The organism is Erythrobacter sp. S158 (genome assembly GCF_057364915.1).
Genome location: NZ_CP200279.1, coordinates 2,069,967 through 2,096,544 on the forward strand (window position 1 = coordinate 2,069,967; position 26,578 = coordinate 2,096,544).

Annotated in this window: 22 protein-coding genes; 14 read left to right on the forward strand and 8 right to left on the reverse strand. The window is 61.5% G+C overall.

Features of this window, described 5'->3' with window-relative positions; translation table 11 throughout:
* The first annotated feature begins 118 nt into the window (after positions 1-118).
* From AC0V6T_RS10245 to AC0V6T_RS10260, 4 genes are all read left to right on the forward strand, one after another.
* Positions 119-3,382, forward strand: a complete 3,264-nt coding sequence (locus AC0V6T_RS10245) for a VPS10 domain-containing protein (RefSeq protein WP_486126595.1) — start codon at positions 119-121, stop codon at positions 3,380-3,382.
* Between the two features lie 58 nt (positions 3,383-3,440).
* Positions 3,441-3,968, forward strand: coding sequence for a PepSY domain-containing protein (locus AC0V6T_RS10250; protein ID WP_486126597.1), 528 nt, complete (start codon positions 3,441-3,443; stop codon positions 3,966-3,968).
* A gap of 28 nt (positions 3,969-3,996) precedes the next feature.
* Complete coding sequence (gene ggt, locus AC0V6T_RS10255; RefSeq protein ID WP_486126599.1) at positions 3,997-5,781, forward strand: gamma-glutamyltransferase; 1,785 nt, start codon at positions 3,997-3,999, stop codon at positions 5,779-5,781.
* A gap of 68 nt (positions 5,782-5,849) precedes the next feature.
* Entirely contained in the window at positions 5,850-7,499 is a 1,650-nt protein-coding gene (locus AC0V6T_RS10260) for a DUF885 family protein (protein WP_486126601.1), read from the forward strand.
* Positions 7,500-7,506: 7 nt separating this feature from the next.
* On the opposite strand, the gene AC0V6T_RS10265 is transcribed toward AC0V6T_RS10260, so the two are convergent.
* From AC0V6T_RS10265 to queF, 3 genes are all read right to left on the reverse strand, one after another.
* A complete protein-coding gene (locus tag AC0V6T_RS10265) occupies positions 7,507-9,810 on the reverse strand; it encodes a GAF domain-containing protein (RefSeq protein ID WP_486126603.1) in 2,304 nt (767 codons plus the stop codon).
* On the reverse strand, positions 9,807-10,346 hold the full coding sequence (locus AC0V6T_RS10270; protein ID WP_486126605.1) for a hypothetical protein: 540 nt from the start codon (positions 10,344-10,346) through the stop codon (positions 9,807-9,809). Before AC0V6T_RS10270 ends, AC0V6T_RS10265 begins: the two co-directional genes overlap by 4 nt.
* 309 nt (positions 10,347-10,655) lie before the next feature.
* Complete coding sequence (gene queF / locus AC0V6T_RS10275) at positions 10,656-11,129, reverse strand: preQ(1) synthase (RefSeq protein WP_486126607.1); 474 nt, start codon at positions 11,127-11,129, stop codon at positions 10,656-10,658.
* A gap of 760 nt (positions 11,130-11,889) precedes the next feature.
* Here queF and AC0V6T_RS10280 point away from each other — a divergent pair.
* The 9 genes from AC0V6T_RS10280 (at position 11,890) to AC0V6T_RS10320 (ending at position 20,231) form a co-directional block, all read left to right on the forward strand.
* Positions 11,890-12,936 carry a hypothetical protein gene (locus tag AC0V6T_RS10280; RefSeq protein ID WP_486126609.1) on the forward strand — a complete coding sequence of 349 codons (1,047 nt, stop codon included), beginning with the start codon at positions 11,890-11,892 and terminating at the stop codon, positions 12,934-12,936.
* Positions 12,937-12,984: 48 nt separating this feature from the next.
* Complete coding sequence (locus AC0V6T_RS10285) at positions 12,985-13,854, forward strand: sulfurtransferase (protein WP_486126610.1); 870 nt, start codon at positions 12,985-12,987, stop codon at positions 13,852-13,854.
* The gene (gene metC, locus AC0V6T_RS10290; RefSeq protein WP_486126612.1) at positions 13,851-15,068 is read left to right on the forward strand and encodes a cystathionine beta-lyase; all 1,218 of its coding nucleotides are present in this window, start codon (positions 13,851-13,853) and stop codon (positions 15,066-15,068) included. The genes AC0V6T_RS10285 and metC overlap by 4 nt, the downstream gene beginning before the upstream one ends.
* Positions 15,065-16,183 (forward strand): mechanosensitive ion channel family protein, encoded by a 1,119-nt coding sequence (locus AC0V6T_RS10295; RefSeq protein ID WP_486126614.1) that lies wholly within the window; start codon positions 15,065-15,067, stop codon positions 16,181-16,183. Before metC ends, AC0V6T_RS10295 begins: the two co-directional genes overlap by 4 nt.
* Before the next feature lie 100 nt (positions 16,184-16,283).
* Positions 16,284-17,039, forward strand: coding sequence for a uroporphyrinogen-III C-methyltransferase (gene cobA, locus AC0V6T_RS10300; RefSeq protein ID WP_486126616.1), 756 nt, complete (start codon positions 16,284-16,286; stop codon positions 17,037-17,039).
* Positions 17,036-17,335 (forward strand): DUF2849 domain-containing protein, encoded by a 300-nt coding sequence (locus tag AC0V6T_RS10305; RefSeq protein ID WP_486126618.1) that lies wholly within the window; start codon positions 17,036-17,038, stop codon positions 17,333-17,335. Before cobA ends, AC0V6T_RS10305 begins: the two co-directional genes overlap by 4 nt.
* Entirely contained in the window at positions 17,335-18,978 is a 1,644-nt protein-coding gene (locus AC0V6T_RS10310; protein ID WP_486126620.1) for a nitrite/sulfite reductase, read from the forward strand. The genes AC0V6T_RS10305 and AC0V6T_RS10310 overlap by 1 nt, the downstream gene beginning before the upstream one ends.
* Positions 18,971-19,435, forward strand: coding sequence for a DUF934 domain-containing protein (locus tag AC0V6T_RS10315; protein WP_486126622.1), 465 nt, complete (start codon positions 18,971-18,973; stop codon positions 19,433-19,435). The genes AC0V6T_RS10310 and AC0V6T_RS10315 overlap by 8 nt, the downstream gene beginning before the upstream one ends.
* Positions 19,428-20,231, forward strand: a complete 804-nt coding sequence (locus AC0V6T_RS10320) for a phosphoadenylyl-sulfate reductase (protein WP_486126624.1) — start codon at positions 19,428-19,430, stop codon at positions 20,229-20,231. The genes AC0V6T_RS10315 and AC0V6T_RS10320 overlap by 8 nt, the downstream gene beginning before the upstream one ends.
* 4 nt (positions 20,232-20,235) lie before the next feature.
* On the opposite strand, the gene AC0V6T_RS10325 is transcribed toward AC0V6T_RS10320, so the two are convergent.
* The gene (locus tag AC0V6T_RS10325; RefSeq protein WP_486126626.1) at positions 20,236-20,655 is read right to left on the reverse strand and encodes a hypothetical protein; all 420 of its coding nucleotides are present in this window, start codon (positions 20,653-20,655) and stop codon (positions 20,236-20,238) included.
* Between the two features lie 64 nt (positions 20,656-20,719).
* On the opposite strand from AC0V6T_RS10325, the gene AC0V6T_RS10330 reads away from it, so the two are divergent.
* Positions 20,720-21,310: a hypothetical protein gene (locus AC0V6T_RS10330; protein ID WP_486126628.1), complete on the forward strand. Its 591-nt coding sequence runs from the start codon at positions 20,720-20,722 to the stop codon at positions 21,308-21,310.
* Here the strand turns inward: AC0V6T_RS10330 and AC0V6T_RS10335 are convergent.
* From AC0V6T_RS10335 to AC0V6T_RS10350, 4 genes are read right to left on the reverse strand one after another with little or no spacing between them, the layout of a single operon-like run.
* Positions 21,307-22,221, reverse strand: a complete 915-nt coding sequence (locus AC0V6T_RS10335) for an NAD-dependent epimerase/dehydratase family protein (protein ID WP_486126630.1) — start codon at positions 22,219-22,221, stop codon at positions 21,307-21,309. The two genes, AC0V6T_RS10330 and AC0V6T_RS10335, sit on opposite strands and share 4 nt — an antisense overlap.
* A 4-nt stretch (positions 22,222-22,225) precedes the next feature.
* Positions 22,226-23,359: a glutamate 5-kinase gene (gene proB, locus AC0V6T_RS10340; RefSeq protein WP_486126632.1), complete on the reverse strand. Its 1,134-nt coding sequence runs from the start codon at positions 23,357-23,359 to the stop codon at positions 22,226-22,228.
* Between the two features lie 59 nt (positions 23,360-23,418).
* Positions 23,419-24,489 carry a GTPase ObgE gene (gene obgE / locus AC0V6T_RS10345; protein ID WP_486126634.1) on the reverse strand — a complete coding sequence of 357 codons (1,071 nt, stop codon included), beginning with the start codon at positions 24,487-24,489 and terminating at the stop codon, positions 23,419-23,421.
* 40 nt (positions 24,490-24,529) lie between these two features.
* A complete protein-coding gene (locus AC0V6T_RS10350; protein ID WP_486126636.1) occupies positions 24,530-26,482 on the reverse strand; it encodes a TonB-dependent receptor plug domain-containing protein in 1,953 nt (650 codons plus the stop codon).
* Positions 26,483-26,578 lie beyond the last annotated feature (96 nt).

The following is a 26,578-nucleotide window of genomic DNA, read 5'->3' on the forward strand; positions in this document are numbered from 1 at the left end:
CACCCGAGACGTCGATTGTGACGGCCAACGATAGTCGTTGACCGTTCATCGGCTGGGGCTTGCGAGCGCGCCATTGCTTCAGGACCGTGCGCGCTCGTTTTACGAGGGGCTGAATCACATGAAATTTTCGAGGCTTGTTCTCGCCGCTGCCGCTATTTTGGGGCTCGGTCAGGTTGCGGTTGCACAGGACGAAACCGAGGAGGACAAACCAGCGCTGTCGAGCAGCACGTTCAGCGCTTTCAAGCTTCGCAATATCGGCCCTGCCTTCATGTCGGGACGCATCGCCGACATCGCCATCGTTCAGGACGATCCAGCCACTTGGTATGTAGCCGTGGGCTCAGGCGGTGTCTGGAAGACCGAAAATGCCGGCACGACCTGGACCAGCCTGTTCGACGGGCAAGGCTCCTACTCCATCGGCTCTCTCGGCCTCGATCCATCCGATCCCAGCCGCATCTGGGTCGGCACGGGCGAGAACCACGGGGGCCGCCACGCTGGCTACGGCGATGGCATCTACCTCTCCGAAGACGGCGGCAAGAGCTGGACCAAGAAGGGTCTCGAAGGGACCGAGCGGATCGGCAACATCATCGTCCACCCGGAAGATTCGAACACTGTCTGGGTCGCAGCCCAGGGACCGCTTTGGTCGCCCGGCGGTGAGCGCGGCGTCTACAAGACGACCGATGGCGGCGAAACTTGGGAAAATGTCCTGTCCGCTGGCGAATATACCGGCGCAGGCGATCTCGTGATTGATCCCAGCAATCCTGACCGGCTCTACGCAGCCCTTTGGCAGCGTCACCGCACGGTAGCCGCTTACATCGGTGGCGGCCCGGAAACCGGCCTGTGGCGCAGCGAAGATGGCGGGGACACCTGGACCGAGCTGAAGAGCGGCATCCCCGGCGGCAACAAGGGCAAGATCGGCCTCGCCATCTCACCCATGCAGCCCGACGTCGTCTATGCCGCGATCGAGCTGGACCGTCGCGAAGGCGGCGTTTGGCGTTCGGACAATCGCGGATCGAGCTGGACCAAGATGTCCGACACGGTCAGCGGCGGCACCGGCCCGCACTACTATCAGGAGCTTTACGCCAGCCCGCACTTCTTCGACCGCATCTACCTTGTCTCGAACACCTCGCAGATTTCGAATGATGGCGGGAAGACTTTCTACGGTCTCAACAACGACCTGAAGCACGTCGATGACCACGCCATCGCGTTCCACCCGACCGATCCCGAATACATCATGTTCGGCTCTGACGGTGGCCTCTATGAAAGCTGGGACCACACCAAGACCTGGCGCTTCATCAACAACCTGCCGATCACGCAATTCTACAAGGTCGCGGTCGATGATGCCGAGCCGTTCTACTATGTCTATGGCGGCACGCAGGACAACAACTCGCAAGGCGGTCCTTCGCGCACCGATAACCGTCAGGGCATTCGCAACGACGACTGGTTCGTGACGCTTGGCGGTGATGGCCACCAGTCCGCGACCGAGCCGGGCAATCCCAACATCATGTATGCGCAGTCGCAGCAGGGGAACCTTGCCCGCATCGACCGAATCACCGGCGAAGTGGTGCGCATTCAGCCGCAGCCCGCGCCGGGCGATGACATTCCGCGCTGGAACTGGGATTCGCCGATCTGGGTCAGCCAGCATGAGCCAACCCGCCTCTACTTTGCTTCGCAGCGCCTGTGGCGTTCGGACAATCGCGGCGACAGCTGGACCGCGATCTCGGGCGATCTCACCCGCAATGAAAACCGCATGCGCCTGCCCGTCATGGACCGCCAGTGGAGCTGGGATGCGCCGTGGGACATCTACGCGATGAGCCAGTACAATACGATCACTTCGATCGGAGAGTCGCCGCTCAACGAAAGCCTGCTTTATGTCGGCACCGACGACGGCCTCATCCAGGTAACGGAAGATGGCGGCGCGAACTGGCGCCGGGTCGAAGTCGGCTCGCTTCCGGGCGTTCCGGCGACCGCATTCGTCAACGACATTCGCGCCGATCTGCATGACGTGAACACCGTTTATGTCGCGCTCGACAATCACAAATACGGCGACTTCAAACCGTATCTGCTCAAGAGCAGTGACCGCGGTCGCACGTGGCGCAGCATTGCAGCAAACATTCCTGACCGGCACCTCGTCTGGCGCCTGGTTCAGGACCACGTGAACCCCAACCTGCTGTTCACCGCGACCGAGTTTGCGCTGTTCTTCAGCCTCGATGGCGGCGCGAAGTGGACCAAGCTTTCGGGCGATGCGCCAACGATTTCGTTCCGCGACGTTACGATCCAGCGGCGCGAGGATGACCTTGTTGCCGCAAGTTTTGGCCGCGGCTTTTTCATCGTCGATGACATCTCGCCGCTTCGCACGCTCAACGAAGCGAGCCTTGGGCAGGAAGCGATGCTGTTCCCGGGTCGCAAGGCTTGGTGGTATATTGAGAAGCCGGAACTCGCCTTCTCTCGCGGCGGTTCGCAGGGGCACGGATACTATATGGCTCCCAACCCCGAATTCGGCGCGAACTTCACCTACTATCTAGCCGACGACATCCAGTCGCTCGAAGCCATGCGCCAGGAACGCGAACGTCCGCTGGTCAAGGCTGGAGACGACACGCCCTTCCCCAGCTTCGATGCGCTGACCGCAGAGCTTCAGGAAGAAGATCCTGCCATCTGGCTAACTGTGCGCGATTCCGAAGGAAACGTCGTTCGCCGGATCAAGGGACCTGCCAAGAAGGGTTTCCACCGCGTCAACTGGAACCTGCGCTATCCCTCGACCTCGGTCGCGCGCAGCGGATCGGAGCGTTCGGGCTTCCTCGTCGCACCGGGCGAATACACCGTCTCGATGTCGAAGCGGGTTCGCGGCCAGACCACCGAGCTTGTCGGTCCGCAGCCTTTCACGGTCGAACGCCTTCGCGAAGGAGCACTTCCGGCACAGGCAGGCGCTTCGGACTTCTGGGCCGAGATCGCTGCATTCGACCGCCGTGTCTCGGCGGTTGCCTCGACGCTCAACGATGTCGAACGCCGGGTCGGCCTGATGGCCGCAGCTGTGAGGGCAGCACCCGGCGGTGATCCGGCAACGCTCGACAACCGGCTCGATGCGATCCGTGCAGAAGTGCGCACTCTCGACGAAATGCTCAACGGAAACGAAGCGCGCAACGCGATCTATGAGCGCACGCAGCCGACCGTTCGCAGCCGTCTTGGCCGCGTGATGTTCGGGGTGAGCGGGTCGACCTATGGTCCCACGCAAACCCACCGCGAACAGTTCGGCTACGCCCAGGCAGACTTCGGGGCGATCCGCGACCGCCTGCGCACGCTGACCGAAAGCACGATCCCGGCCTTCGAAGCTGAGCTTGCAGCAGCAGGCGCACCGTGGGTGCCGGGAAGCCCGCTTCCGCAATAACTGAAAGACCCAGCGCGGGGGCTTGCCTTGGGTAGGTCCCCGCGTCAGGAATACCCCCATGAACCCCAAACGCCTGTTCCGTCAGGTCCACTACTGGCTTTCTCTCGCCGTATTCGTCCCCGCCGCGATCATGTTCGTCGCCGGCGGCTTTCTCATGCTCAAGAAAGAGATCGAGTGGATCCAGCCGGGCACCGAGCGCGGCGTGGCCGAAGCGCAATTGCCGCAGGCGAGCTTTGACCAGATGCTTGCTGCCGCGCGCCAGCATCCCGAAGCGGGCATCGAGGAATGGTCCGACATCGACCGCATCGACCTGCGCGTCGATCGCGGTATGGCGAAGCTGCGCGCGAAGTCAGGCTGGGAGGTCCAAGTCAACTCAAAGACTGCCGAAGTGCTTAAGGTCGCCTATCGCCGCTCGGACCTGATCGAGACGATCCATGACGGGTCGTTCTTCGCCGACTGGGTAAAGCTCTATATCTTCCTGCCTACGGGCATCCTGCTCATCATCATGTGGGGAACGGGCGGATATCTGTTCCTGTTGCCCCGCATCGTGAAGGCGCGAAAGAAGCGGGAAAAAAGGACCGCCTGAGGCGTTAATCCCTCCAAAGGAGATAATCATGCGTTTTGCTATAGCAGCCGGGATTTCGGCCCTCGCTCTCGCCGCCGTTCCGGTGCTCGCACAGGAGGCCAAGCCGGTAGAGGAACAGATCGGGGCTGGCGGGCGACCGGTGGGCGCGAACTGGTCGCGCAGCCCGGTCTATGCCGAGCACGGCATGGCCGCGACCGCTCACCCGCTGGCAACGCAGATCGCTCTGCAAATCCTGCGCGAAGGCGGCAGCGCGGTGGATGCTGCGATAGCCGCCAACGCAGCGCTCGGCCTGATGGAGCCCACCGGCAATGGGATCGGCGGCGATATCTTCGCGATCATCTATGACCCTGCGACCGACAAGCTTTATGGCCTCAACGGATCGGGCCGCTCACCGATGGGGCAGACGCTTGATCAGCTGCTTGAGAAACTCGATGGTGAGGATGCGCTGCCTCCGGTCGGCCCGCTCCCGGTCACCATTCCCGGCACGGTCGACGGCTGGTTTGCGATGCACGAACGGTTCGGCAAGCTGCCTATGAGCGATATCCTTGCCCCGACAGTCGAATATGCGCGCGAGGGTCACCCGGTTGCCCCAATCATCGCCATGTATCTCGACCGCAGCCTGCGCGCTTACACCGGCAGGCTTGAGGCCTATCCGTTTGAATTCGACAATGCGCGCGCGACCTATTTCCCAGACGGCACCGCCCCCAAGGCGGGCGATGTCTTCAAGAACCCCGACCTTGCCAACACGCTGGAGACGATCGGGCGCGATGGCCGCGATGCGTTTTACCAAGGCGCGCTTGCTGAAACCATGGTCAACTACCTGCAAAGGCAAGGTTCGGCCTACACGATGGAGGACTTTGCCGCGCACAAGAGCGACTGGGTCGAACCGGCCTGCGCCGAATATCGCGACGGGTTCGAACTGTGCGAATTGCCGCCCAACACGCAAGGTTTCGCAGCGCTGCAGATGGTCAACATCCTCAAGAACGTCGATCTTTCCCAGTGGGAGCGCGGCAGCCCGCAAGTCATTCACTACATCACCGAGGCCAAGCGCCTCGCCTATGCCGACGTCGCGCGCTTCTACGCCGACCCCGATTTCACCCGTTTCCCTGAGGAATTGCTGAGCGAGGAATATGGCCGCGATCGTTTCGCGCTCATCGACCCCGCGCGCGCCACACCCGAATTCGGACCCGGCGAACCCAAGCTCGAAGGCGAAGGCGACACGACCTATCTCACTGTCACCGACGAAAGCGGCATGATGGTAAGCCTGATCCAGTCGAACTATCGCGGTATGGGCGGCGGGCTGGTGCCCGATGGTCTGGGCTTCATGTTTCAGGACCGCGGCGAGCTCTTCAGCCTCGATCCCGAACACCCCAATGCCTACGAACCCGGCAAACGTCCGTTTCACACAATCATCCCGGCTTTCGTGAAAAAGGATGGCGAGCCGTTCATGACCCTCGGCCTGATGGGCGGCGGGATGCAGCCGCAGGGGCATGTACAGGTGCTCATCAACATGGTCGATTATGGCATGGACATTCAGGAAGCGGGCGATGCCGCGCGCATCAACCACGATGGCGGTCGCCAGCCTACCGAAGCACTCTCCGGCCCTGCAGCCGATCCGCTCGGCACGCTGAATGTCGAACCCGGCATCCCCGAAGCCACCGTCGAGGCGCTTCGAGCCATGGGACACAATGTCCGCGTTATCTCGAATGGCATCATGTTCGGCGGCTATCAGGCGATCATGCGCGATGCGGAAACCGGCGTTTATTCAGGAGCGACAGAGATGCGCAAGGACGGTCAGGCGAGCGGCTACTGACCCGCTTGCTCTAAGCCACTGGACACAACCGGCGCGCTCCCGCATCACCTTCGCATCAGGAGGTGGGTATGCGGTTTTTCGTTGGATTTGTGAGCCTTGCACTGTTCTTCATCGGTGCAGCGCACGCACAGGACGCGGGTGACGAGGGTTATGACAGGCTCGTCGAACTGCACGAGGAACTGCGCGAATACATGGTCCCCGGCTTCACCGCCGGCGTGGTGCTCGATTCTGGCGCGCGAATAGGAGAAGTTTATGGCGACGACCTGATGGCCGAAAAGCTTGGCGGGCTCACCTATTTCGACGGCGAGCTTGCCGCCCTGCCGGTTCCCGAGTGGTCACGCGCGAGCCAGGTCGAATATCTCGCGCTCAAATCGATCCTCAACGGATACCGCTTCAACCTCGCCGTGCTTCGTCCTTGGAAGCGCGACCCGGGCTTCTATCTCGATCCACTGATGCGCGTCGCTTTTGCCGAAGTCACTGAGGATGGCGAGGAGGTCGAGCAGCTGCGCGAGCGGCTTCGCCTTGTCCCACCGCTGCTGACTTCGGCACGCGCGAACCTGACCGAGGTCGCCGGTGATTTCGCCGACCTCGCGCTCCACAACCTTGAGAACAGCGACGGGGTGAACCATTACCACCCCTACCGCGAAGTCCCACCTCCCGGCATTATCGGATGGTACGAAGACCTGCTCGAACGCAGCCGTTCTCAGCGCCCTGACCTTGTCGCAGACGTCACCGCCGCGCGCGATGCACTGACCGACTTTCGCGATTGGCTTCGGGCAGAGCGCCCCACGATGACCGCTCCCGGCGGTGTCGGGGCCGAGCAGTACGATTGGTACATCCGCCACGTCCGCATGATCCCGCTCACTTCTGGAGAAATGGTAACACTGGCCGAACGCGAGCATGAGCGCATGACCGCCGCGCTCGCCCTGCTACGCCATCGCAATCGCGACATGCCGCTGTTGCAGCTTTCACAAAGTGCCGAAGAACAACGCGCGAAGATCGCCACAACCGATGCAATCGTGCGCCGCTTCCTGACCGAGGACGACTTCGTCACCATCCCCGCATGGGTCGGTGAGCTTGGCAGCAACACGCCCTATATCGAACGCCCGACCGGGCCCAATTTCTGGGAGCAGATCCAGTTCCGCGATCCCATCCCCGACCATGTCCACGCGGTCATCCCCGGCCACCGCTTCGACGCCGTCCTCGCCGCGCGCGATGAGCGACCGATCCGTGGACGTTACAGCGACGGAGGCCGCGCCGAAGGCTGGGCAACCTATCTCGAGGAAGCGACCATGCTCGCAGGCGGCACCGCGCACTCGCCGCGTGCTGATGAATTCATGCAGATCTTCGGCATCTTCCGCGCCGCGCGCGTGCCTGCTGATGTCTATATGCAGCACAACATCTGGAGCGTGCCTGAAGCGGTCGCTTACATGCGCAAAAAGACCCCCTGGCTGGACGAGGATGTCGCGCGCGTCGATGCCGAGATCTACTTGCGCCGACCGCCGGGCTACGGCGTCGCCTACACAATCGGCAAGCTTCAGATGGACGCGCTGCTGGCCGACCGGGCGAGCCAGTTGGGAGAGGAGTTCTCCTTGCGCGAGTTTCACGATCAGTTCCTCGCCGCAGGTCGCCTGCCGATCGCCTTGGTGCGCTACGAGATGACCGGACTGGACGAGGAAGTCGCGCTGCTCTGGGAGACGCCGCCGATCCCTGAATAATCGGGGCCTACTTCTCTTTCATGATCCAGACCCCGTCCCAGTCATCGCCCGGCGGAGCCTCTTTCATCAGCTGGCAGCGGTCGATATAGGTCTGGCTGAGCTTGTCGTCAGGGTTCGCTTCCATCGCCCTTTTGAAGTAGCCCGCCGCGCGGTCCCATTCCTGGCCGCGATAGAGCTTCACGCCCTCGTTGAAATTGCCGAGCACATCCATGAGGTTCGGGAAAGTCGCATCGGAGTGATAGTCGAGGCATTCGAACACGCCCACCGGCTCAGACTTCCCCTTCACCACCACTCGGTCGACTTCGCGCAAGCGGTAGACGCCCTTCAGTTTGGCAACCGTGTATTCGGACAACAGGATGCGTGCTGAGTACTGCTTGCACGCACTTTCGAGCCGTGCGGCAAGGTTCACCCCGTCGCCGATCATGGTGTAATCCATGCGCTTTTTCGACCCGATATTGCCCGCGACGATCCGGTCGGTGTTGAGGCCCAGCCCCATGTCGAGCGGCATCTCTCCGCGCGCCTCGCGCTCGGCGTTCCAGCGCCACAATTCGGAGATCATGTTGATCCCCGCTCGAAGACCCCGATCCTCGTCATCGTCATGGCCGACGGGGATGCCAAAGGCGGCCATGATCGCGTCACCGATGAACTTGTCGAGCATCCCGCCCTGCTCTGAAATGCAATCGACCATCAGCTCGAAATAGTCGTTGAGCAGCGCCACGGTCCCCTGCGCCCCGAGCTTCTCGGTGATAGTGGTGAAGCCGCGAATGTCAGAGAACAGGACGGTCGCGGTCGTGTCCTTGCCACCAAGAATGTCGTCCTCGCCCCCGCCTGCGAGCATTTGCGATGCAAGGCCGGGGTCCATGTAGCGCGACAATGTGGACTTGGCACGCTTGGCGTCGGAGATGTCCTCGATCATTGCGAGCGTACCAAGCGAAGTGCCCTCGCCCGATTCCATCGGCAGCACGGTGACATTGGCTGAGACTGTCTCGCCGCCGAAGACAAGCTCGGTATCTGGCAGGCTTTCTGGCGTACGCCGCTCAGACACGCGGGCGATCTTGTCGATCAGCCACTGGTTCTCTTCGCCCAGAACCTCTGCCGCAGACTTCCCGATAAGCTCGTCAGGTTCGCAGCGCAGAATGCGAGCGCCCGCTTGGTTGCAGGTGCGGTTCGCGCCTTCCTCGTCGAAGGTGATGACCCCGTTCGACATGGATTGGAGCATGCTCTCATTGTAATTCTTCATCGACTGGATGTCGGCGAAGAGCTTCGCGTTCTCGAGCCCGATGGCAATCTGCGCGGTGAATGCCTTGAGGCGGCTCTCGTCTTCCTCGTTGAAAGGCCCGCCGCGCTTGTTGAGGACCTGCGTCACGCCGATCGTCTCGCCCGATTTGTTCACTACCGGTACGCACAGGATCGAGCGGGTGAAGAAACCCGATTGCTTGTCGAAAGCCGGGTTGAAACGCAGGTCTGTGTAAGCGTGCGGAATGTTGATCGCTTCGCCGCTGGTGAACACCGATCCTGCGATGCCAAGATGGTTGGGCAGGCGGATTTCCATTGCATCCAGCCCTTCACCCACATGGCTGAAAAGCTCTGCCGTCTTCTCGTCATTGATAAACAGCGTGGAGCGTTCTGCGTCGAGCATGGAGGTCGCCTCGGTCATCACGCGGCGCAGCAGCGTGGTCAGCTCCAATTCCGAGGTCATCTCTGACACGATGTTGAGAAATTCGATCTCGCGCCGGCGCGAATCTTCCATGCGCTCGACCAGCTGCATCGATTCCAGCGTAATTGCGCATTGCGAGGTGATGCCTTCGAGCACCTGGAGATCCTGTTCGTTGAACTCGCCCGCGACCTTGTTCAGGACCTGCGCGACCCCAATGGTTTCGCCGCGTGCGTTGCGGATCGGGCTCGCCAGGATGGAGGTGGTGGTGAAACCGGTCTGCGCATCGACATCCTTGTTGAAGCGCGGGTCGTTGTACGGATCGTGGATGATCAGGCCCTCGCCGCTTTGAAACGTGGTCCCTGCAATGCCGATCGTATCGAGAATGCGGATTTCCCGGCGCTTCATTCCTTGCGCAATCCGGCTGTAAAGCTCGCCAGAAGAGGCATCGTGCAGGAACAGCGATCCGCGCTCTGCCCCCGTCGTTTCGACCGCAACCGTAACCAGCGTATCGAGCACCGCATCGAGCGTTTCGAGCGACGCCACCTGGCGCGAGACATCGAGGATCATCTGAAGCTGCTTGAGCCGCTGCGCCTGTGTCAGCGCTGCGTCCTTTCCGGGCGCCTTCTTTTCGATATTGCCGGGAAGCTCGTTCATGCCTGTGTCTCCGTCAGCCGTTCGCGCAGGTTCTGGACCATCGCTTCAAGCTCGCTGATTTCATCGCGATGGGCGCGGATCATCGCCTGCTTTTCCGTTGCAAGGCTCGCCCGCAGCTCATCGATCACGGCGCGCTGATCCTGTAGAGCCTGTTGCAGTTGGGCGGCCTCTGCATGGGCGCTCTGACGCTGGGCCTGAAGCGCCTGTGCAGCGTCTGCCTTTTGATCTTCCAATGCCTCGCGAAGCGCTTGCGCGGTGTCTTTAAGCTCGCGAATTTCGGCCGCAGCCTCTGCCCGGACGGCCTGCATCTTGCCTTCGGTTTCGAGAGCTTCTGCTTCCAGCTGATCACGCAGACTTTGGGTTGTTTCCTTCAGCTGAGCGATCTCTCCAGCAGCTTCGGCTTGCGCTTCCTGAACCAGCCGCCGGGCCTCGTGTTGCTTGTCTTCGAGCGCGTCGCGCATGGTCGCAATTGCACGCTGCAACTGGCGATTTTCCGCAAGCGGATCGCCGAAAGCTTCGGATGGTTTTTCAGACATGCAGAATTAGCTTCGTAAGTTCCCCAAACACCGGATGTCCGCTTCTTACGAGCGATTGACCGAACCATGCACCCACCCGACCATCGAACCATAAAGCCCATCAATCAAGGGCATTTACCCTAGATCTGCGCGATTGCCTGTTAGCGCACAGGCCAAAGCACGGCTCCTCTTATTCGATCTGATCTGGCGTATAACGGGCTAACTGGCTTCAAACGTGTACGAAGGTATACGTTGCAAGTGGCTTGGCGATATCGCTTACGCCGATGCGTTCAGCATCCGCGCCGCTTCTTTAATGATCAGTGGCTCGCCTCAACCACGCCCGCGATAAGGGGCGACACCTTGATCGGGCAGCCACAGCCCCTCGGGCGGAGCGCCGCTTTGCCAGAATACATCGATCGGAATGCCGCCGCGCGGATACCAATAGCCGCCGATGCGCAGCCATTTGGGCCTCATTTCCTCGAACAGCCGCTGACCGATCCCGACTGTCACATCCTCGTGAAAGCCGTTGTGATTGCGGAAACTGCCGAGGAAGAGCTTAAGGCTCTTTGATTCGACGATTGTCTCACCGGGCGCGTAATCAATCACGAGGTGGGCGAAATCAGGCTGGCTCGTCACCGGGCACAGCGAAGTGAATTCGGGCGCTGCAAACCGAACGAGGAAGAGGGATCCGGCGCGCGGGTTGGGCACGTAATCAAGCTGCGCTTCCTCGGGAGAAGCGGGCAGCGGAGTATCCTTGCCCAGGAATGCGGGCGCGCCTTGGGGGTTTTCAGGTGTGCTTTCCATGCCGCGCTGTTGCCGCGAAAGGCGCTCGCTTGCAAGCGAGGAACTGGACGGGCAGGATTTGCGAATTATGTCACATAGGGTGAAAACACCCCGAGCGGTGATAGCCACGCAACTGGCCATATGCTCGCCGCAAGAACGATAAGAACCGCGAAGAAAAACCCGCATGATGCGCGCGCCGCCCCTGATTTCGCTTTGTACGAGCCGCCCACTCCCGCTTGTAAGTGGGATTGCGGTCGCGACATCGCTGGTTCTGGCCAGTCCCTTGGCTGCGCAGCGGACCTTCTCTTTGCCGCAACCAACGCCCACACCGACCTCGACAAGTGCGCCGCAGGGCCCTGTAGATGAGCGCGCTGGCGTACAAATCGGGCCGCGCGTCATTCGCACGCCGACACCCACCCCAACTCCGGTTCCGCGTGCCACTCAGGCGCCGCAACAGCCCGCACCAACGCCGACACCGACTGCAACACAACCGGTTGAGCAGACCCCGGCCGCGAGCGCGCCTGCCCAACAGACACAAGAGCGGTCCAGCACACCTCCGACAAGCCGCACCGCGCCTACCCGGCAGCCAACCCGTTCGACGCCGCGACCAGCCGCGACGGCGACGCCCACGCCGAGCGCACCGCTGCGTCTCAATCGCACGCTGACACGGCGCCCCGCTCCTCCGCCAGAGCCAGCACCCGCGAGAGAGGTAGCGCCGCCACCCCCCGAACCGGTCGAGGAGACTTTCGCCGACGATCCCGCTTCCGGTACCCAGGTCCCATTGGGCGACCGGATCGAGCCGGGATTTGAGACGCTGGAGTCAGAAGGCGAAGAGCTTGCCCCGGTTGGTCCCGATGACTGGTACGACGTTGGCCGAGACGGAGAGATCGGTTCGGGTACGAATTCGGGGTCTCGCACCAGCGCGCCTGTATCTGAGACCGGCTTCACTCCCGCTGACCCGCTCGACAGCACCCAGAACCGGGTCATTGCGGCCTTCGCGGTGCTGCTTGGCCTACTCGCCGTGCTGGCGGGTGTCATTTGGTGGCGCAGGCGTCGTGAGGAACTGAACGGGCAGGAAATCCCCAACACGGTCCTTGCTTCCGGCGTCCTCGGTGCGATTCCCGGCCGCGATCCCAAGCCGCAACAGCCATCTGGCGGTGCGGGCGCAACCGACGATGTAGAACGGAAAGAGGAAACGCCAGCGGCAGACGACAAGGATAGTGAGACCGTTCATTCAGAGCCTGAAGAAAGTGTCCGACCCGAACCCGAAGCGGCTCCACCTGTGACCGTCGCGTCAGCAGAGCCGACTGCCGATGTCGAACCGGCGCGTATCGACCTTGAAATCGATATCCCGCTCGCCTCGCGCAGCATGATGATGTTCATGATCGAGTTCAGCCTGGAAGTGGCGAACCGGTCAGACCGGGCTGTGCGCGACGTCACTGTTGCCGCAAAGCTTGCCTGCGCTCGCAAGGGAGGCGGCAACGCCGCACCTGCGGGCGGAGGACAGCCAATCGCCACGATCGAGCGTATCGGCCCGCAACAAAGCCGCCGGGTCACGGGCAAGATGCAACTTCCGCTCGCCGAAGTCACTGCGATCCGTCAGGGTTCAAAGCCCCTATTCATCCCGCTGCTTCATGTCACTCTCGAAGGCGAAGGCGTGGTCGCCACCACTCGAAGCTTCGTCCTCGGCACGCCAAGCGCCGCAAGCGACACGCGGGTCCACCCTCTCCCGCTCGACGGGCCTCCGGGAAGCCTGCCTCCAATGCGCGCGCAGCCGCTGAAGCAGCCCGTCTCGCAGCCAGCCTCGGGCGATACAGAGGCGGTCTGATCGGCAAAGCTTGGCGCGCGCAACCAGCCACGCTAGTCAATGCGTAAGATGGCTGACGCGTTTCCGATCCTTGTTTCGACCCAATGGCTTGCCGGCAATCTCGAAGCCGCAGACATCGCCGTGCTGGACGCGTCGCGTCACTTGCCCGCTGCTAATCGCGACCCGCGCGCCGAGTTTGAAGCTGACCATATTCCCGGCGCACGCTTTCTCGATCTTGAAACCTTGACCGATGGGGGATCGCCAGTTCCCTCGGCGCTGCCCACAGCAGGGCAAGTTGCCGAGAGGATTGCGCAGCTTGGCATCACACCCGAACACCGCATTGTGCTCTACGACGATAGCGCGGTGAAGACGAGTGCGCGCGCCTGGCTGGCGCTGACGTCGCATGGGCTTGCAAATGTTGCGGTCCTCGATGGAGGTCTGGCGAAATGGAAGGCTGAGGGGCACCCGCTTGAAAGCGGCGTCAACGAGTTTCCCGCCGCAGCTCCGGCAGTTCTTCGCGATGATAACAACGTCGCGACAAAGGGCGAGATGCTTGCCAATCTCGAAACCGCCGCTGAGCAAGTGCTCGACGCAAGAGCAGCCGATCGGGTTTTCGGTAGCGGGATCGACCCGGTCCATGGTGGGCAGAACGGCCGTATTCCCGGTTCTTTGAACCTGCCGTTCGGCGCGGTGTACGCCGATGACGGCACATTCAAATCGCCCGCCGCCCTTCGCGCAGAATTCGAGCAAGCAGGCGTCGATATGCAACGCCCGCTTGTTACCACTTGCGGAAGCGGCGTCACCGCAAGCGTCCTCCTTTTTGCTGCAAGACTGGCAGGAAAGCAGGACGTGCGACTTTATGATGGCAGTTGGCAGGAATGGGAGGCCGATCCGGCAACTCCAAAAGCGCAGGGCCCAGAGGATGTGACCGGGTCATGAGCGGCGCTGGCGACGGCAAGCATCTGGGCCCAGGCTCGCGCGTCACGCGCGCCGGTCGCCGAGAGGAATGGACAGGGCGCGTTGTGAACACGCCAGTGTGGCGAGCCTCGACGCATCTCTACGAGAGTGAAGCGCAGCGCAAGGCGGCTACGGGCTCCAACAACGATGGCGAATTCTTCTACGGGCGGCGGGGCGCTCCGACCCAGTGGGCGCTGGCCGAAGCCTTGACCGAGATAGAGCCCGGCGCTTTCGGCACTGTGCTTTATCCCAGCGGAGTAGCAGCGATCGCGGGGGCGCTTCTCGCAGTGTTGAAGCCCGGCGACACGCTGCTGATGAGCGACAATTCCTACGATCCATCGCGCAGCATGGCGACCGGGTTACTCAAACGCATGGGCATTGCGCATGCATTCTTCGACCCGCTGGACCTTGGCGCGTTCGAAAACGCGCTGGCCGAACATTCGCCGCGGGCCGTGTGGCTCGAAAGCCCCGGCAGCCTGACGATGGAAGTGTGCGATGTGCCCGCTTTCGCTTCGGCTGCGCGCAAGGCGGGAGCGGTGACGCTCATCGACAACACCTGGGCCAGCGCGCTCGGTTTCGCCGCGCTCAACCATGGCTGCGACATCACTATGCAGAGCCTGTCCAAGCATGTTGGAGGCCATTCTGACCTGATGATGGGTTCGGCCAGCGCCGGGGAGCGATGGTACAAGGCGCTGCGCCGCACGTCTCAGCAATTGGGGCAGGTGGTCTCACCCGATGATGCAGCGCTCGCCGCACGAGGGCTGCGCACGATGGCCGTTCGGCTCAAGCAATCGACAGCTAGCGCGCTGGAAATTGCGCAGTGGCTCGCCCAGCGACCACAGATTGCCGAGGTCATGTGTCCGATGCTCGAAGGATCGCAGGGCCACGAGCTCTGGACGCGTGATTTTACCGGCGGCTGCGGGCTGTTCAGCTTCGTCTTGGACTCCGACGACCCCGATGCGAGTGGAAGATTGGTGGATGCCCTCGACCTGTTTGGCATCGGCTACAGCTGGGGCGGGTTTGAGAGCCTTTCCCTCCCTATCTTCCCGCATCAGCACCGCGACGTCATGGCCTCGCCTACGCTCACCAGCGGGGGTGGTACACGGCCAGCCGTTCGCCTATCGATAGGGCTTGAAGAGCCGGGGGACCTGATTGCGGACCTTGAACGCGCGCTCTCGCAACTGGATAACTCATGACCGCGACCACGCCTACCGCACCTGAGACGATCGACGATCCGGCCAACGAAGCCCAGGAAGGCGCTGAGGGTCAGGCACCGGTCGAGCAAGCGCCTGAAGACCTGCAACCCGGCCAGGTCTGGAGCTATGCCGAGGAAAGCGAGCAGGTTCAGGAAATCGTCGGCGTCGCAGAAGGGTCGAAGGAAGCCATCGCGTCGCGAAGCGAAACCCTGGGTGCCCTGATCGATACGCTCGATAGCTGGGCGCTGGTGGTCGGAGATATTCGCGTCTCAGCTTTCGACGTGCTGTTCCTGATCGCCACGATCGGTCTTGTCATTACGGTTGCGTGGACGCTCACCCGCGTAGCGCGCCGCGTGCTTGGCAAGGTCTCCCGTTTCGATGAAGCGCAGAAGGTTCTGGCGGAAAAGCTGCTGACCATCGTCATCTGGACGCTGGCCTTTCTGATCACGGTCGACCTTGTCGGTATCGACCTCACTGCCCTTGCATTTTTCGGCGGTGCATTTGGCCTCGCCATCGGTTTCGGCCTCCAGAAAACCTTCGGCAACCTGATTTCGGGCATTCTCCTGCTGCTCGACAAGTCGATCAAGCCTGGCGATGTGATTTCCGTCAGCGATCAGGCGGGCAATGAGGCGGTGGGACAGATCCGCAAGATCGGCATCCGCGCGATCTCGGTCATTACCCGCGATCAGACCGAACACTTGATCCCGAACGAAAACCTGATGGTCAACCAGGTGGTCAACTGGTCCTACTCAAGCCGCGACGTTCGCGTTAAAGCGCCCGTGGGTGTGTCTTACGACAGCGATCTCGATCTTGTGACCGAGCTCTTGTATCAGGCGGTCGACGAGACCAGTCGTATTCTCTCGCGCCCCAAGCCGCGTGTCAACATCATGGAATTCGGCGATAATTCGGTGAATTTCGAGATCCGCTTCTGGATTCAGGACCCCGAAGAAGGCCTCGCGAACATCCGGTCCGATGTTTACATGCGCATCTGGCAGTTGTTCAAAGAAAACGACGTCGAGATCCCGTTCCCGCAGCGCGATTTGCATCTGCGTTCCTCGAAACAACTCGACCAGATCGTCGAGATGATGAGCGGCGGGAAAGTCGTCGGCGAATAGCTGCCCGCGCGGTCGGAAAGGCACTGGCGAAAGCTTTCCTTGCGCTCCCCCAATCCATTCTCGCTGGCGAGTGGACGCGCCTTCGCCCATTTCGCAAGGCATGGAAATCGGAACCATTTATCTTGTTGGCGCAGGTCCGGGTGACCCCGACCTCCTGACCCTGCGCGCCGCCCGGCTGATCGAGCGTGCCGAAGTGATCGTCCATGACGGGCTGGTCAGTCGCGAGATACTCGCGATGGCACGGCCCGATGCGCGGCTCGTTTCGGTCGCCAAGCAACGCTCCAAGCATACCCTGCCCCAGGACCAGATCAACGCCCTCCTCGTGCGTGAGGCCAAGGCTGGCCGCGATGTGGTTCGCCTCAAAGGCGGCGACCCGTTGATCTTCGGCCGCGGCGGCGAAGAAGCCGAAGATGCGCGCGCCGCTGGTGTCCCGGTTGAAATCGTCCCCGGTATCTCCGCTGCCAACGGCGCGGCTGCAGCCACACAGATCGCGCTTACCCACCGCGACGCGTCGAGCGTCGTCAGCTTCGTTGCTGGCCAGTGCAAGGGCCTTTCCGATCAGGACTGGACCGGCCTTGCTGGCAAGGGCCGCACGCTCGTGATTTACATGGGCGTCAAGACCGCGCCCCAGATCGCGGAGAAGCTGATGGCGGATGGACTTGCCCCGGACATGCCGCTTGCTGTCATCGAGAATGCTGCACGCCCCGAAATGCGCATCCTGCGCGGTCCGCTTGCCGCCCTGCCCGACCTCGTCGTTTGCGAGGCGGTGAAGAGCCCTGCCCTTATCGTCATCGGCGACGTCACCGCGCGCGAAGACGCCGACATCGCGAAGCTCGCCGTGGAGGCACATCAATGAGAGTTCTCACCGGAAACGACCTCAAGACAGGCGATGTCGTCTGGTGGGCGGGCGAAATGTGGTCGCGCCATGTCGATGAGGCTGTCGATGCTGGCGAACGCGCCGAAGAAATCCTCGCCGCCGAGGAAGCCGCACGCCGCGTCAACGTCCCTTACGTGATCGAGGCGACCCGCGAGGAGGACGGCAGCGTGCGTCCTGCTCACATCAAGGACCGCATTCGTGCGCTCGGCCCCACGGTGCGGCCCGACCTCACGCTCAAACCCAAAGACCCCGAAGCGATTGACTGGGTAATCTGATGTACAAGTACGACAATTACGATCAGGCGATGGTCGATGCCCGCGTGGAGGAATTCCGCGACCAGGCCCGCCGCCGTCTCGAAGGAAAGCTTACAGAAGACCAGTTTAAGCCGCTGCGGCTGATGAACGGTCTTTACCTCCAGCTTCACGCTTACATGCTGCGCGTTGCCATCCCCTATGGCACGCTCAATTCCGAGCAGATGATCGCGCTGGGCGACATCGCGGATAAATATGACCGCGGTTACGGCCACTTCACCACGCGCCAGAACCTGCAATACAACTGGATCAAGCTGGAGGACGCCGCCGACATCCTTGCTGACCTCGCCAAGGTCGAAATGCACGCGATCCAGACCAGCGGGAACTGCATCCGCAACATCTCAAGCGACCACTTTGCAGGCGCCGCGCATGACGAATTGGTCGACCCGCGCCCTTACGCCGAATTGCTGCGCCAGTGGTCGAGCTTCCATCCGGAATTCACCTACCTGCCGCGCAAGTTCAAGATCGCTGTCATCGCGGCGGAAAAGGACCGCGCGGCGATGCGGTTGCACGATATCGGCATCCAGATCGTCAAGAAAGACGCCAAAGACGGTGCGGGCGAAATCGGTGCGCGCTTCTTCGTGGGCGGCGGCATGGGTCGCACCCCGATGGTCGCGCCGATGATCCGCGATTTCGTGCCGCTCGATCAGCTCATCACCTATTCCGAGGCGTGCCTTCGCGTCTACAATCGCTACGGTCGCCGCGACAACAAGTACAAGGCGCGTATCAAGATCCTCGTCCACGAACTGGGCAAGGACGAATACACGCGCCAGGTCGAAGAAGAATTCGCTCACTTGCTGAAGCAGGGCGTCGAACCGCCGCGCGAGGAGCTGGAACGGATCAACCCGTACTTTGCCGATCCGGCGTTTGAGGATGGCCCCAAGAGCGTCGATCGTTCCGATCCCGACTTCGCCGTCTGGGTCGACCGCAACACGCACCGCCACAAGCATGACAGCTATGTCAGCGCAGTCATCTCGCTCAAGCCGGTGGGCGGCATTCCCGGCGATGCGACCGGTGAGCAGATGCGCCTGATGGCGCGGCTCGCCAAGCAATACAGCTTCGACGAGCTGCGCATCATGCACACGCAAAACGTCGTTCTGCCGCACGTCAAGATCCGCGACCTGCACGCGCTCTGGACCGAGCTTGAGGCCGCCGGCCTTGGCTCGCCCAACATGGACACGATCGAGGACATGATCGCGTGCCCGGGGCTCGATTATTGCAGTCTCGCCAACGCCCGCTCGATCCCGCTCGCTCAGCGCATTTCGGAACGTTTCGATGCCTCGGGCAAGACCAGCAAGCTTGGCGAACTCAAGCTCAAGATCTCGGGCTGCATCAACGCCTGCGGGCACCACCATGCAGGCCACATCGGCATCCTCGGCGTCGACCGGAAAGGCGTTGAGAACTATCAGCTCTCGCTCGGCGGCTCGGAAGCCGAGGACGTTAGCCTCGCCAAGATCACCGGCCCCGGCTTCACCGAAGACGGCGTGATCGAAGCGGTCGACACCGTCACCAACGTCTATCTCGCCAACAAGCAGGGCGAGGAGCGTTTCCTCGACACCTATCGCCGCATCGGCATGGAGCCGTTCAAGGAGGCGCTTTATGGATAATCCGCTGGGCACTTCCCCCGACGACGTCCAGTTCCGCTTCCGCGATGACGAAGTCGCCGACCATGGCACTGTCACCGTCGATGCATGCTGCGAGCAGACCAACGCCACCGCCGTGCGGATCGAACCGGGCGACGATGCGCGCGTCCTGCTGCCCCATCTCGACCGGATCGCGCTCGTCGAAGTCAACTTCCCGACCTTTGGCGACGGGCGCGGCTATTCGGCTGCGCGCATCCTTCGCGAAGAGGGCTATAGTGGCGAACTGCGCGCCGTGGGCGATGTCGGCATCGACCAGCTAAGCCATATGCGGCGCTGCGGCTTCGACGCCTTTGCGCCAGATACCCCGCTCGACGAAGAGGACGCAAAGCGTGCCTTCGCGACATGGGAAAATGTTTATCAGCACGCCGTAGACACACGTGGAGGGGCGCGGCGCACCATCCCGGAGCTGCGCCATGAATAAGTCCCCCGAACGTCTCGAAGCGCCATTCACCACCGACGAAGCCCGCGCACGCGCAGTCGATCGCCTCGACACAGGCCCGCGCTTTACCGAGCATGATGCGGTGCGCCTCAACCGCATGTTCCGCGGCTCCTCGACGCAGGAAATGCTGGAAGCGGTGATCAAGGGAGATTTGGCCGGCGATATCGCGATCGTGTCGAGTTTCGGTGCCGAGAGCGCGGTGCTGCTGCACCTCGTTGCGCAGGTGAAGCCGGACATTCCGGTCCTCTTTCTCGACACCGGCAAGCATTTTGCCGAGACCCTCGAATATCGCGACGAGGTGGTCGCAAAGATCGGCCTCACCAATCTCCAGATTCTCGCTCCGGACGAAGCGGAGCTGGCGCAGAAGGACGAAAGCGGTCTTCGCTGGTCCTACGACCCCGATGGCTGCTGCGAAATCCGAAAGGTCAAGCCGCTGGCGAAAGCGCTCGACCAGTTCGATGCAAGCTTTACCGGGCGCAAGGCGTTCCAGTCCTCGACCAGAGCCAATCTGCCGCGTTTCGAAATCGACACGTCCGACGCGCAGGGCCGTCTCAAGATCAATCCGCTGATCGACTGGAGCGCAGAGGATATCGGCGTCTATTTCGAGGAGCACGACCTGCCTCGTCACCCACTGGTCGCGCGTGGCTTTCCCTCGATCGGCTGCGAGCCTTGCACTCACAAGGTCGCACCTGGCGAAGATCCGCGTTCAGGCCGTTGGAAGGGCTGGGACAAGACCGAATGCGGCATCCACAAGCCGGGCGAGGAACCGTTCCTGTAAAGGCTCAGAGCTGCTCGATGCGCTCTATGACCGAGACGATGCCTGTGTCAGGATCTGTGGTCCTCCAAACACCATCCTCGCCAATCTCGTCGAGATAGCACTTCTCGACGGCCCCTTCGGCCTTGGGTGTGAAGCACGGCAATTGAGGGGTTTTTTGGACGTATGTGCCTTCTTCGATCAATGTGCCATCGGCGTCGGTGAACACGTAAGTGCCATCGCTGCGCAGCTCCTCAATCAGTACAAATCCGGTTTCGTCCACTGCACGGTAGAAGCCCTCTGCCGGCTGGCCGTCGGCCGCTAAGCTTGCCTCAAGCTCAGCGGGATTCGAAACGGGCGCATCGTCGACCTGCACACCTGTATCTGCCCCGCACGCAGCAAGCATCGCGAGACCGTTCAAGCCAATCATTGATGTGATAACGCGCATGAATTTCCTCCGCCATGCGAACCTGTGCTCTTGAACACTTTGTGTCTAGCGATATCGTGTGGGCATGATCACTGTCATCTTGCTCGCCGCTGCGCAGCCCGATATCCCAGCTCAATCTGCTGAGCCCGATTGTTCTTATGACCTTGAAGCCATGCTCGAACTGGACCGTCAGGCCTTTGATCAAGAAATACCGGATGGAGGCTGGCGCGGTCTATCGCGCGAAGGTTGCCACGAAGCTGCGGCGGAACTCATCCGCACTTGGCGGCACCAGAAGCGGGATCACAACTCGATTCTCTATTGGCACGAAGGCCAGATGCGCGCCTATGCGGGGCAAACGAAAGAGGCGATCGCGCTGTTTGAGCTAACCCGCAAATCTCAGGATTTTGACGCGGATTTCGGCTGGAACCACTACGTCGATGGCACTGTCGCCTTCCTGCGCCAAGACCGCGAAGGGCTGGAGCGCGCGAAGGAACGGCTAGCCACGATCCCGGAACCATCGAACAACAGCTTCACACGGCCTGATGGCACTGTCGTGCAAATGAGCTGGCCGCCCAATATGAACGTGCTCAATCGTTTCGAGTATTGTTGGGGCAAGACTTACAAGGAAGCTTATGGCGGCGAAGAATGCACTCCGCCAGCAGACGAAGCCGACTAGAGCCAGCCCTGTTCCTTGTACCACTGCGCCGTCATGGCGAGGCCTGCCTCGCCTCCCCAAACCGCTTGCCAGATCGACAATGGCGGCGCTTTTCTGAGGTCGCAGACCCAGTCGTCGTGCAACATGTAGCCGACCCGATCCTGCGTCAGCTTGGCCTTCCCACCTCGTAGCAGCCCGTCCACCTGCGCGCCCAGTTTCATGACCGCGGGTGGCAGTGAAACGGCGGTGGCCCTCGGATTGCCCACCGCTTCGCCGATCATCTCGGCCAATTCCTTGTGGGTGTACCCAAACGCGTTGTCGTCCCACGGCTCGTAGGTCTGGCCGCGCGTCACAGGGTTTGCCGGAACAAGCGCAACCAGAAGTCGCGCCAAATCCTCCACATGGATGAGCGAGCTTTTGCCTTCCGGCGGTACCGGCACGATGCCCAGCTTTGCCGCCTTGAACAGGTCGAGGTAATCCTTGTCACCCGGACCATAGACCCCCGGCGGCCGGACGATGGTCCAATCGAGGCCACTGTTTTCAACCAGCCTTTCCGCCTTCGCTTTTGACGTGCCATAGGCCGACAAATCCGGCTCGCGCGCCGACAGGGAGGAGACGAACACGAAACGCTCAATGCCTTGCGACTTGGCAGCGGCGATCATGTTCGCTGTGCCTGTCACATTCGCGGCTTCGAAGCGCCCTGGATTGGGTGTGCTGGTGAGCCCTGCAACATGGATCACGGCATCGCATCCGCTCACCAGTTCCTCCAAGGCTTCGGCTCGGTCGAGAGTTCCTGGCACCCATGTCACCCGTTCGCGCGGCTGAGCATCGCGCCGGGTCAGGGCCCGCACGTGCAGCCCTTTCTGGACCGCGACATCGAGCGTCGCCTTGCCCACGAAACCTGTCGCTCCGGTGATGGCTACAACTGACATGGCGCTACAACAGAACCATCTGATCGCGATGGATCACCGCTGAGCGCGGGATCGTGCCCAGCTTTTCGGAAAGCTGTTCGCTGCGCAGACCCTTGATCGTATCGCATTGGTTCGAATCGTATTCGACCATACCCTTGGCAATCATGCGTCCATCGGGGTCTTCGATAGCGATCACGTCCGCGCGTTCGAACTTTCCGAAGACGTCGGTCACGCCAGCAGCAAGAAGGCTCTTGCCTCCGCGCAGCGCTTCTACCGCTCCAGCATCAATCCTGAGCGAGCCGTTGAACCGCATCCTTCCACCGATCCAGGACTTGAATGCGTTGTCATCGCGCTTGGGCAGGAAGACCGTTCCCAAGTTAGCGCTCAGCGCGCGGCCAATGGGGTAGTCATCGACGCCCTTGATGATCGTAAGCGCAATCCCCGCACGCTCCGCGATTTCAGCGGCGAGCAGTTTCGAGCTCATGCCGCCCGACCCCATGCCCGACCCAGAGCCGCCCGTGGCCATGGCGTGCATTTCCGGAGTGACGCCGCGAACCTCTTCGAGCAGTTCTGCATTCGGCTCGCTTGGATGCGCGGTGTACAGGCCCTCGACATCGGTCAGCAGGATCACGCCATTGGCGCCAGCCGCCTGAGCGACGCGCGCTGCCAGCCGGTCGTTGTCGCCGAACTTGATCTCTTGCGTCGCGGTGGTGTCGTTTTCGTTGATGATCGGGATCGCACCGCGCTCAAGCAGTTCGCGCAAAGTGGCCCGCGCGTTGAGATAGCGCCCGCGATTTTCAAGATCATCAAGCGAAAGCAGCATCTGGCCGGCCATCAGATTGTGTTCGGCAAACATCTGCGCCCATGTGCTGGCGAGAAACACCTGCCCGACGGAGGCTGCGGCCTGCGCATGAGCGAGGGTATCGCGACCGCCTCCGGGCAATTCAAGCATGGCTGCGCCCAAGGCAACCGAGCCCGATGCCACGACGATCACTTTCTGCCCCCGCTCACGCGCACCGGCAATCTCGTGCGCTACGCTGCGCAGCCAGTCGAAACGCGGCGTCCCGTCAGTATGGACGAGGAGCGCCGAGCCGATCTTTATGACCAGCGTCGGACATTTGGACACATCGCGAAAATCGAGGAGTGCTTCGATAGTCATGTTGCAGTGCACCTAACGATTGGAGCGACCAATTTAAAGGGCTCCCCACAATGGCACTCTCAGATCGGTGACCAGTCACCGGTATCGTCACCGCTCTCTTCGCCGTCACTTTCGCTTGGCGCAGCGTTTGTTTCAGTGGCCGTGCGGTTGGGAAGATAGCTGAGAACCGCGTCCATGAGTTCCTCGATCCCTTCACCGCTTGCACCCGACACGGCGAAAACCTTGTCTGCGCCTGCTGCGATCAGCTCCTCGGCGAAGGCGACGCCCAGTTCTTCGTCAGCGAGATCCAGCTTGTTGAGCGCGACGAGCTGCGGCTTGTCTTCAAGACCGGCGCCATAGGCCTCCAGCTCTTCCTTTACGATGCGCATGGCTTCGACCGGATCGTCGCCTGCAATGTCGATCAGGTGGACGAGCACGCGGCAGCGTTCGATGTGGCCAAGGAAACGATCGCCGATCCCTGCGCCGTCCGCCGCGCCTTCGATGAGGCCGGGAATATCGGCGAGCACAAACTCGCGACCCTTGTGACGCACAACACCCAGCTTGGGGATCAGCGTAGTGAAAGCGTAGTGACCGACCTTCGCCTTCGCATTGGAAACCGCGTTGATGAAAGTCGATTTGCCCGCATTGGGAAGACCGACAAGGCCTACGTCAGCGAGCAGTTTCAGCCGCAACCAGACCCACATCTCTTCGCCCGGTTCACCTGGCTGATGCTGGCGAGGCGCGCGATTGGTCGCGCTCTTGTATGAGGCGTTGCCTCGTCCGCCGAGCCCGCCTTCGAGGAAAGTCACGCGCTGGCCGACCTCGGTGAAGTCAGCGAGCACCTCTTCCCTGTCTTCGGAAAGGACCTGCGTGCCTACCGGAACCTTGATGACGAGATCATCGGCGCCCGCGCCAGTCTTGTCCTTGCCCTGACCGTGATTGCCGCGCTTGGCCTTGAAATGCTGTGCGTAACGAAAGTCGATCAGCGTATTCAGGCCGGGGACGGCTTCGAAAATGATGTCCCCGCCCTTGCCGCCATTGCCGCCGTCGGGTCCGCCATATTCGATATACTTCTCGCGCCGGAACGAGACCGCTCCCGGTCCGCCGGCGCCCGACTTGAGAAAGATTTTAGCCTGATCGAGGAAATGCATGATCGCGCATCTATGCATTTCCTCATCAGATTGCGAGCGTTTAGAAAGCTGCGCTGAAACCTGCGATCACCGTTCGCCCCGGGGAGACGAAGGAAAACACCTGCTCATATTCCTCGTTCAACAGGTTCTCAGCCCGTGCAAAAACGTCGATGCCCTCGGCAATCTCGACCCGCGCATTGAGATTGACGAGCGTGTAATCGTCGAGCGTGGTCAGCGGCGCAGGGAATGTTCCGGCTGAGAAGTCGTTGTCGAAAGCCTCGCCATTGTGGCGCACCACTAGTGTTGCAGATGCCATGTCGCGTGGTGCGGTCCATGTCAGCGCAGCACTCGCGATGCTTTCAGGACGGCGGACCTCGATCACTCCGTCCTCGTCTGCATCCAGATAGGTATAGGCCGCGTTGAGGCTCCATTGGGGTCCGATTTGCGCGGCCAAGGCCACTTCAACACCCTGTTGCTCACTCTCGGTCGCCCGGTTTCCCGGTGTCGCAACAAAGGTCGGCGGAGAGAATGTAGTGAAGATCTCGCTTTCAAGCTCGGCATTGAAATAGGTCACTGACAGGACAGCATTGCCATTCGCGAAGGTCTGGTCGAGGCCAATTTCCCAACTGGTCAATTCCTCAGGCTCAAGGTCGGGATTGCCGACAAACGTCCCATCGAAAAAACCGAACAGCTCGAAGAAGGTGGGGTTTTTGACCCCGGTACCCACGGCTGCGCGCACGCGGGTCGTCTCGGTCAGTTCGTAGCCGGCACCGATGCGGAACGTCGTCGTGTCCTGAAACCGATCGTTGAAATCATGACGAATGGCTGCCGAGAAATCGAACCGATCGCCTGAATGGCGATATTCACCGACGAGGCCGACATTTTCGGTTTCCTTGCGGTCATCAAATGTCGCGACGTTATTGAAGCCTTCCTGCTCGTAATCGACTGCAAACGTGATGCCGCCCTCATCGTTGATTTGGAAAGCCGAGACATAGGACGCCTTGAAACGGTCGCTTTCGGTTTCGCTGGTCAGGCCAAAAGGTGCGAAGGTCTCACGCGCAACATCCGCCAATTGCACAGACACGTCATGCGTCCAATCGCCATCCAGGGTCTCCAAGCGCCCGCCGACAAGCGCGTAAATGGCCCTATTTTCAAAGCCTACGCCCGGACTGTCGATCACAAGGCCGAATGTCGGGCTGCCAAATGCGAAATCCTGGTCATTGGTCTCGCCTTCGGTTTCGACATAGCGGGCGGTTGCGCGCAGTTCGAAGTTCTCGGACACGTCTGCTGAGAGCTTGCCGGAGAACGTATAGCTGTCGCGCCCGATATCGCGCAGGCCATTACCGGCGATTGCGCGCGCATTGGGTTCGCCATCGGTGCTGACCACAGTGGCTGAAAGCGAAGCTGCGAGAGTCCCATCATCGACGCCCCAGCGCGCCGCGCCGTTGATCGTGTTGTTCTCGCCGCCTTCAAGGCGCACGCCAAAGCCCTCGAACCGGCCGCTATCGTAAGCGATAACACCGCCGATCGCGTCATTGCCGTAAAGCGCTGATTGCGGACCGCGGAGCACTTCGACGCGGCTGCCAAGCTCGGCCTGTAAGGTGCCGATATCGAACTCTCCGCTCCCCGGATCCGAAACCTCGATGCCATCGACAAGCACAAGAACCTGGTTTGCCTCGGTCCCGCGCAAACGCACCTGCGTCTGACCGGCAACCGAGCTCACCGCCACACCCGGCACATCGCGCAGCACATCGGCGATGTCGCGGGTCTGGCGCTGTTCCAGCTCTTCTTCGTCGATCACGGTGAATGAGCCGGTGTATTCGTTCTCCAGGAGGTCCGTGTCGCGGCTCGCTGAGACAAGAATCTCCCGGCGGCTCGCAGCGATCGACATCTTCGAGGCATTTTCGCTGACCGGCTCGTTTGCACGATCTGTCGCCTTGTCCTCGGCCACCGCGGGCACGGACCAGAGCAGCGCGGCGCCCGACGCGCCGCACATCAATTTCAGCATTTTCATCGTTCGGTATTCCTTCCGAATAAGCAACAACGCACCGCGAAAGGCGAACCTTGCGCGGCACTCATAGGTCGTCGCTCGAAACGAAGGTTATCCGCG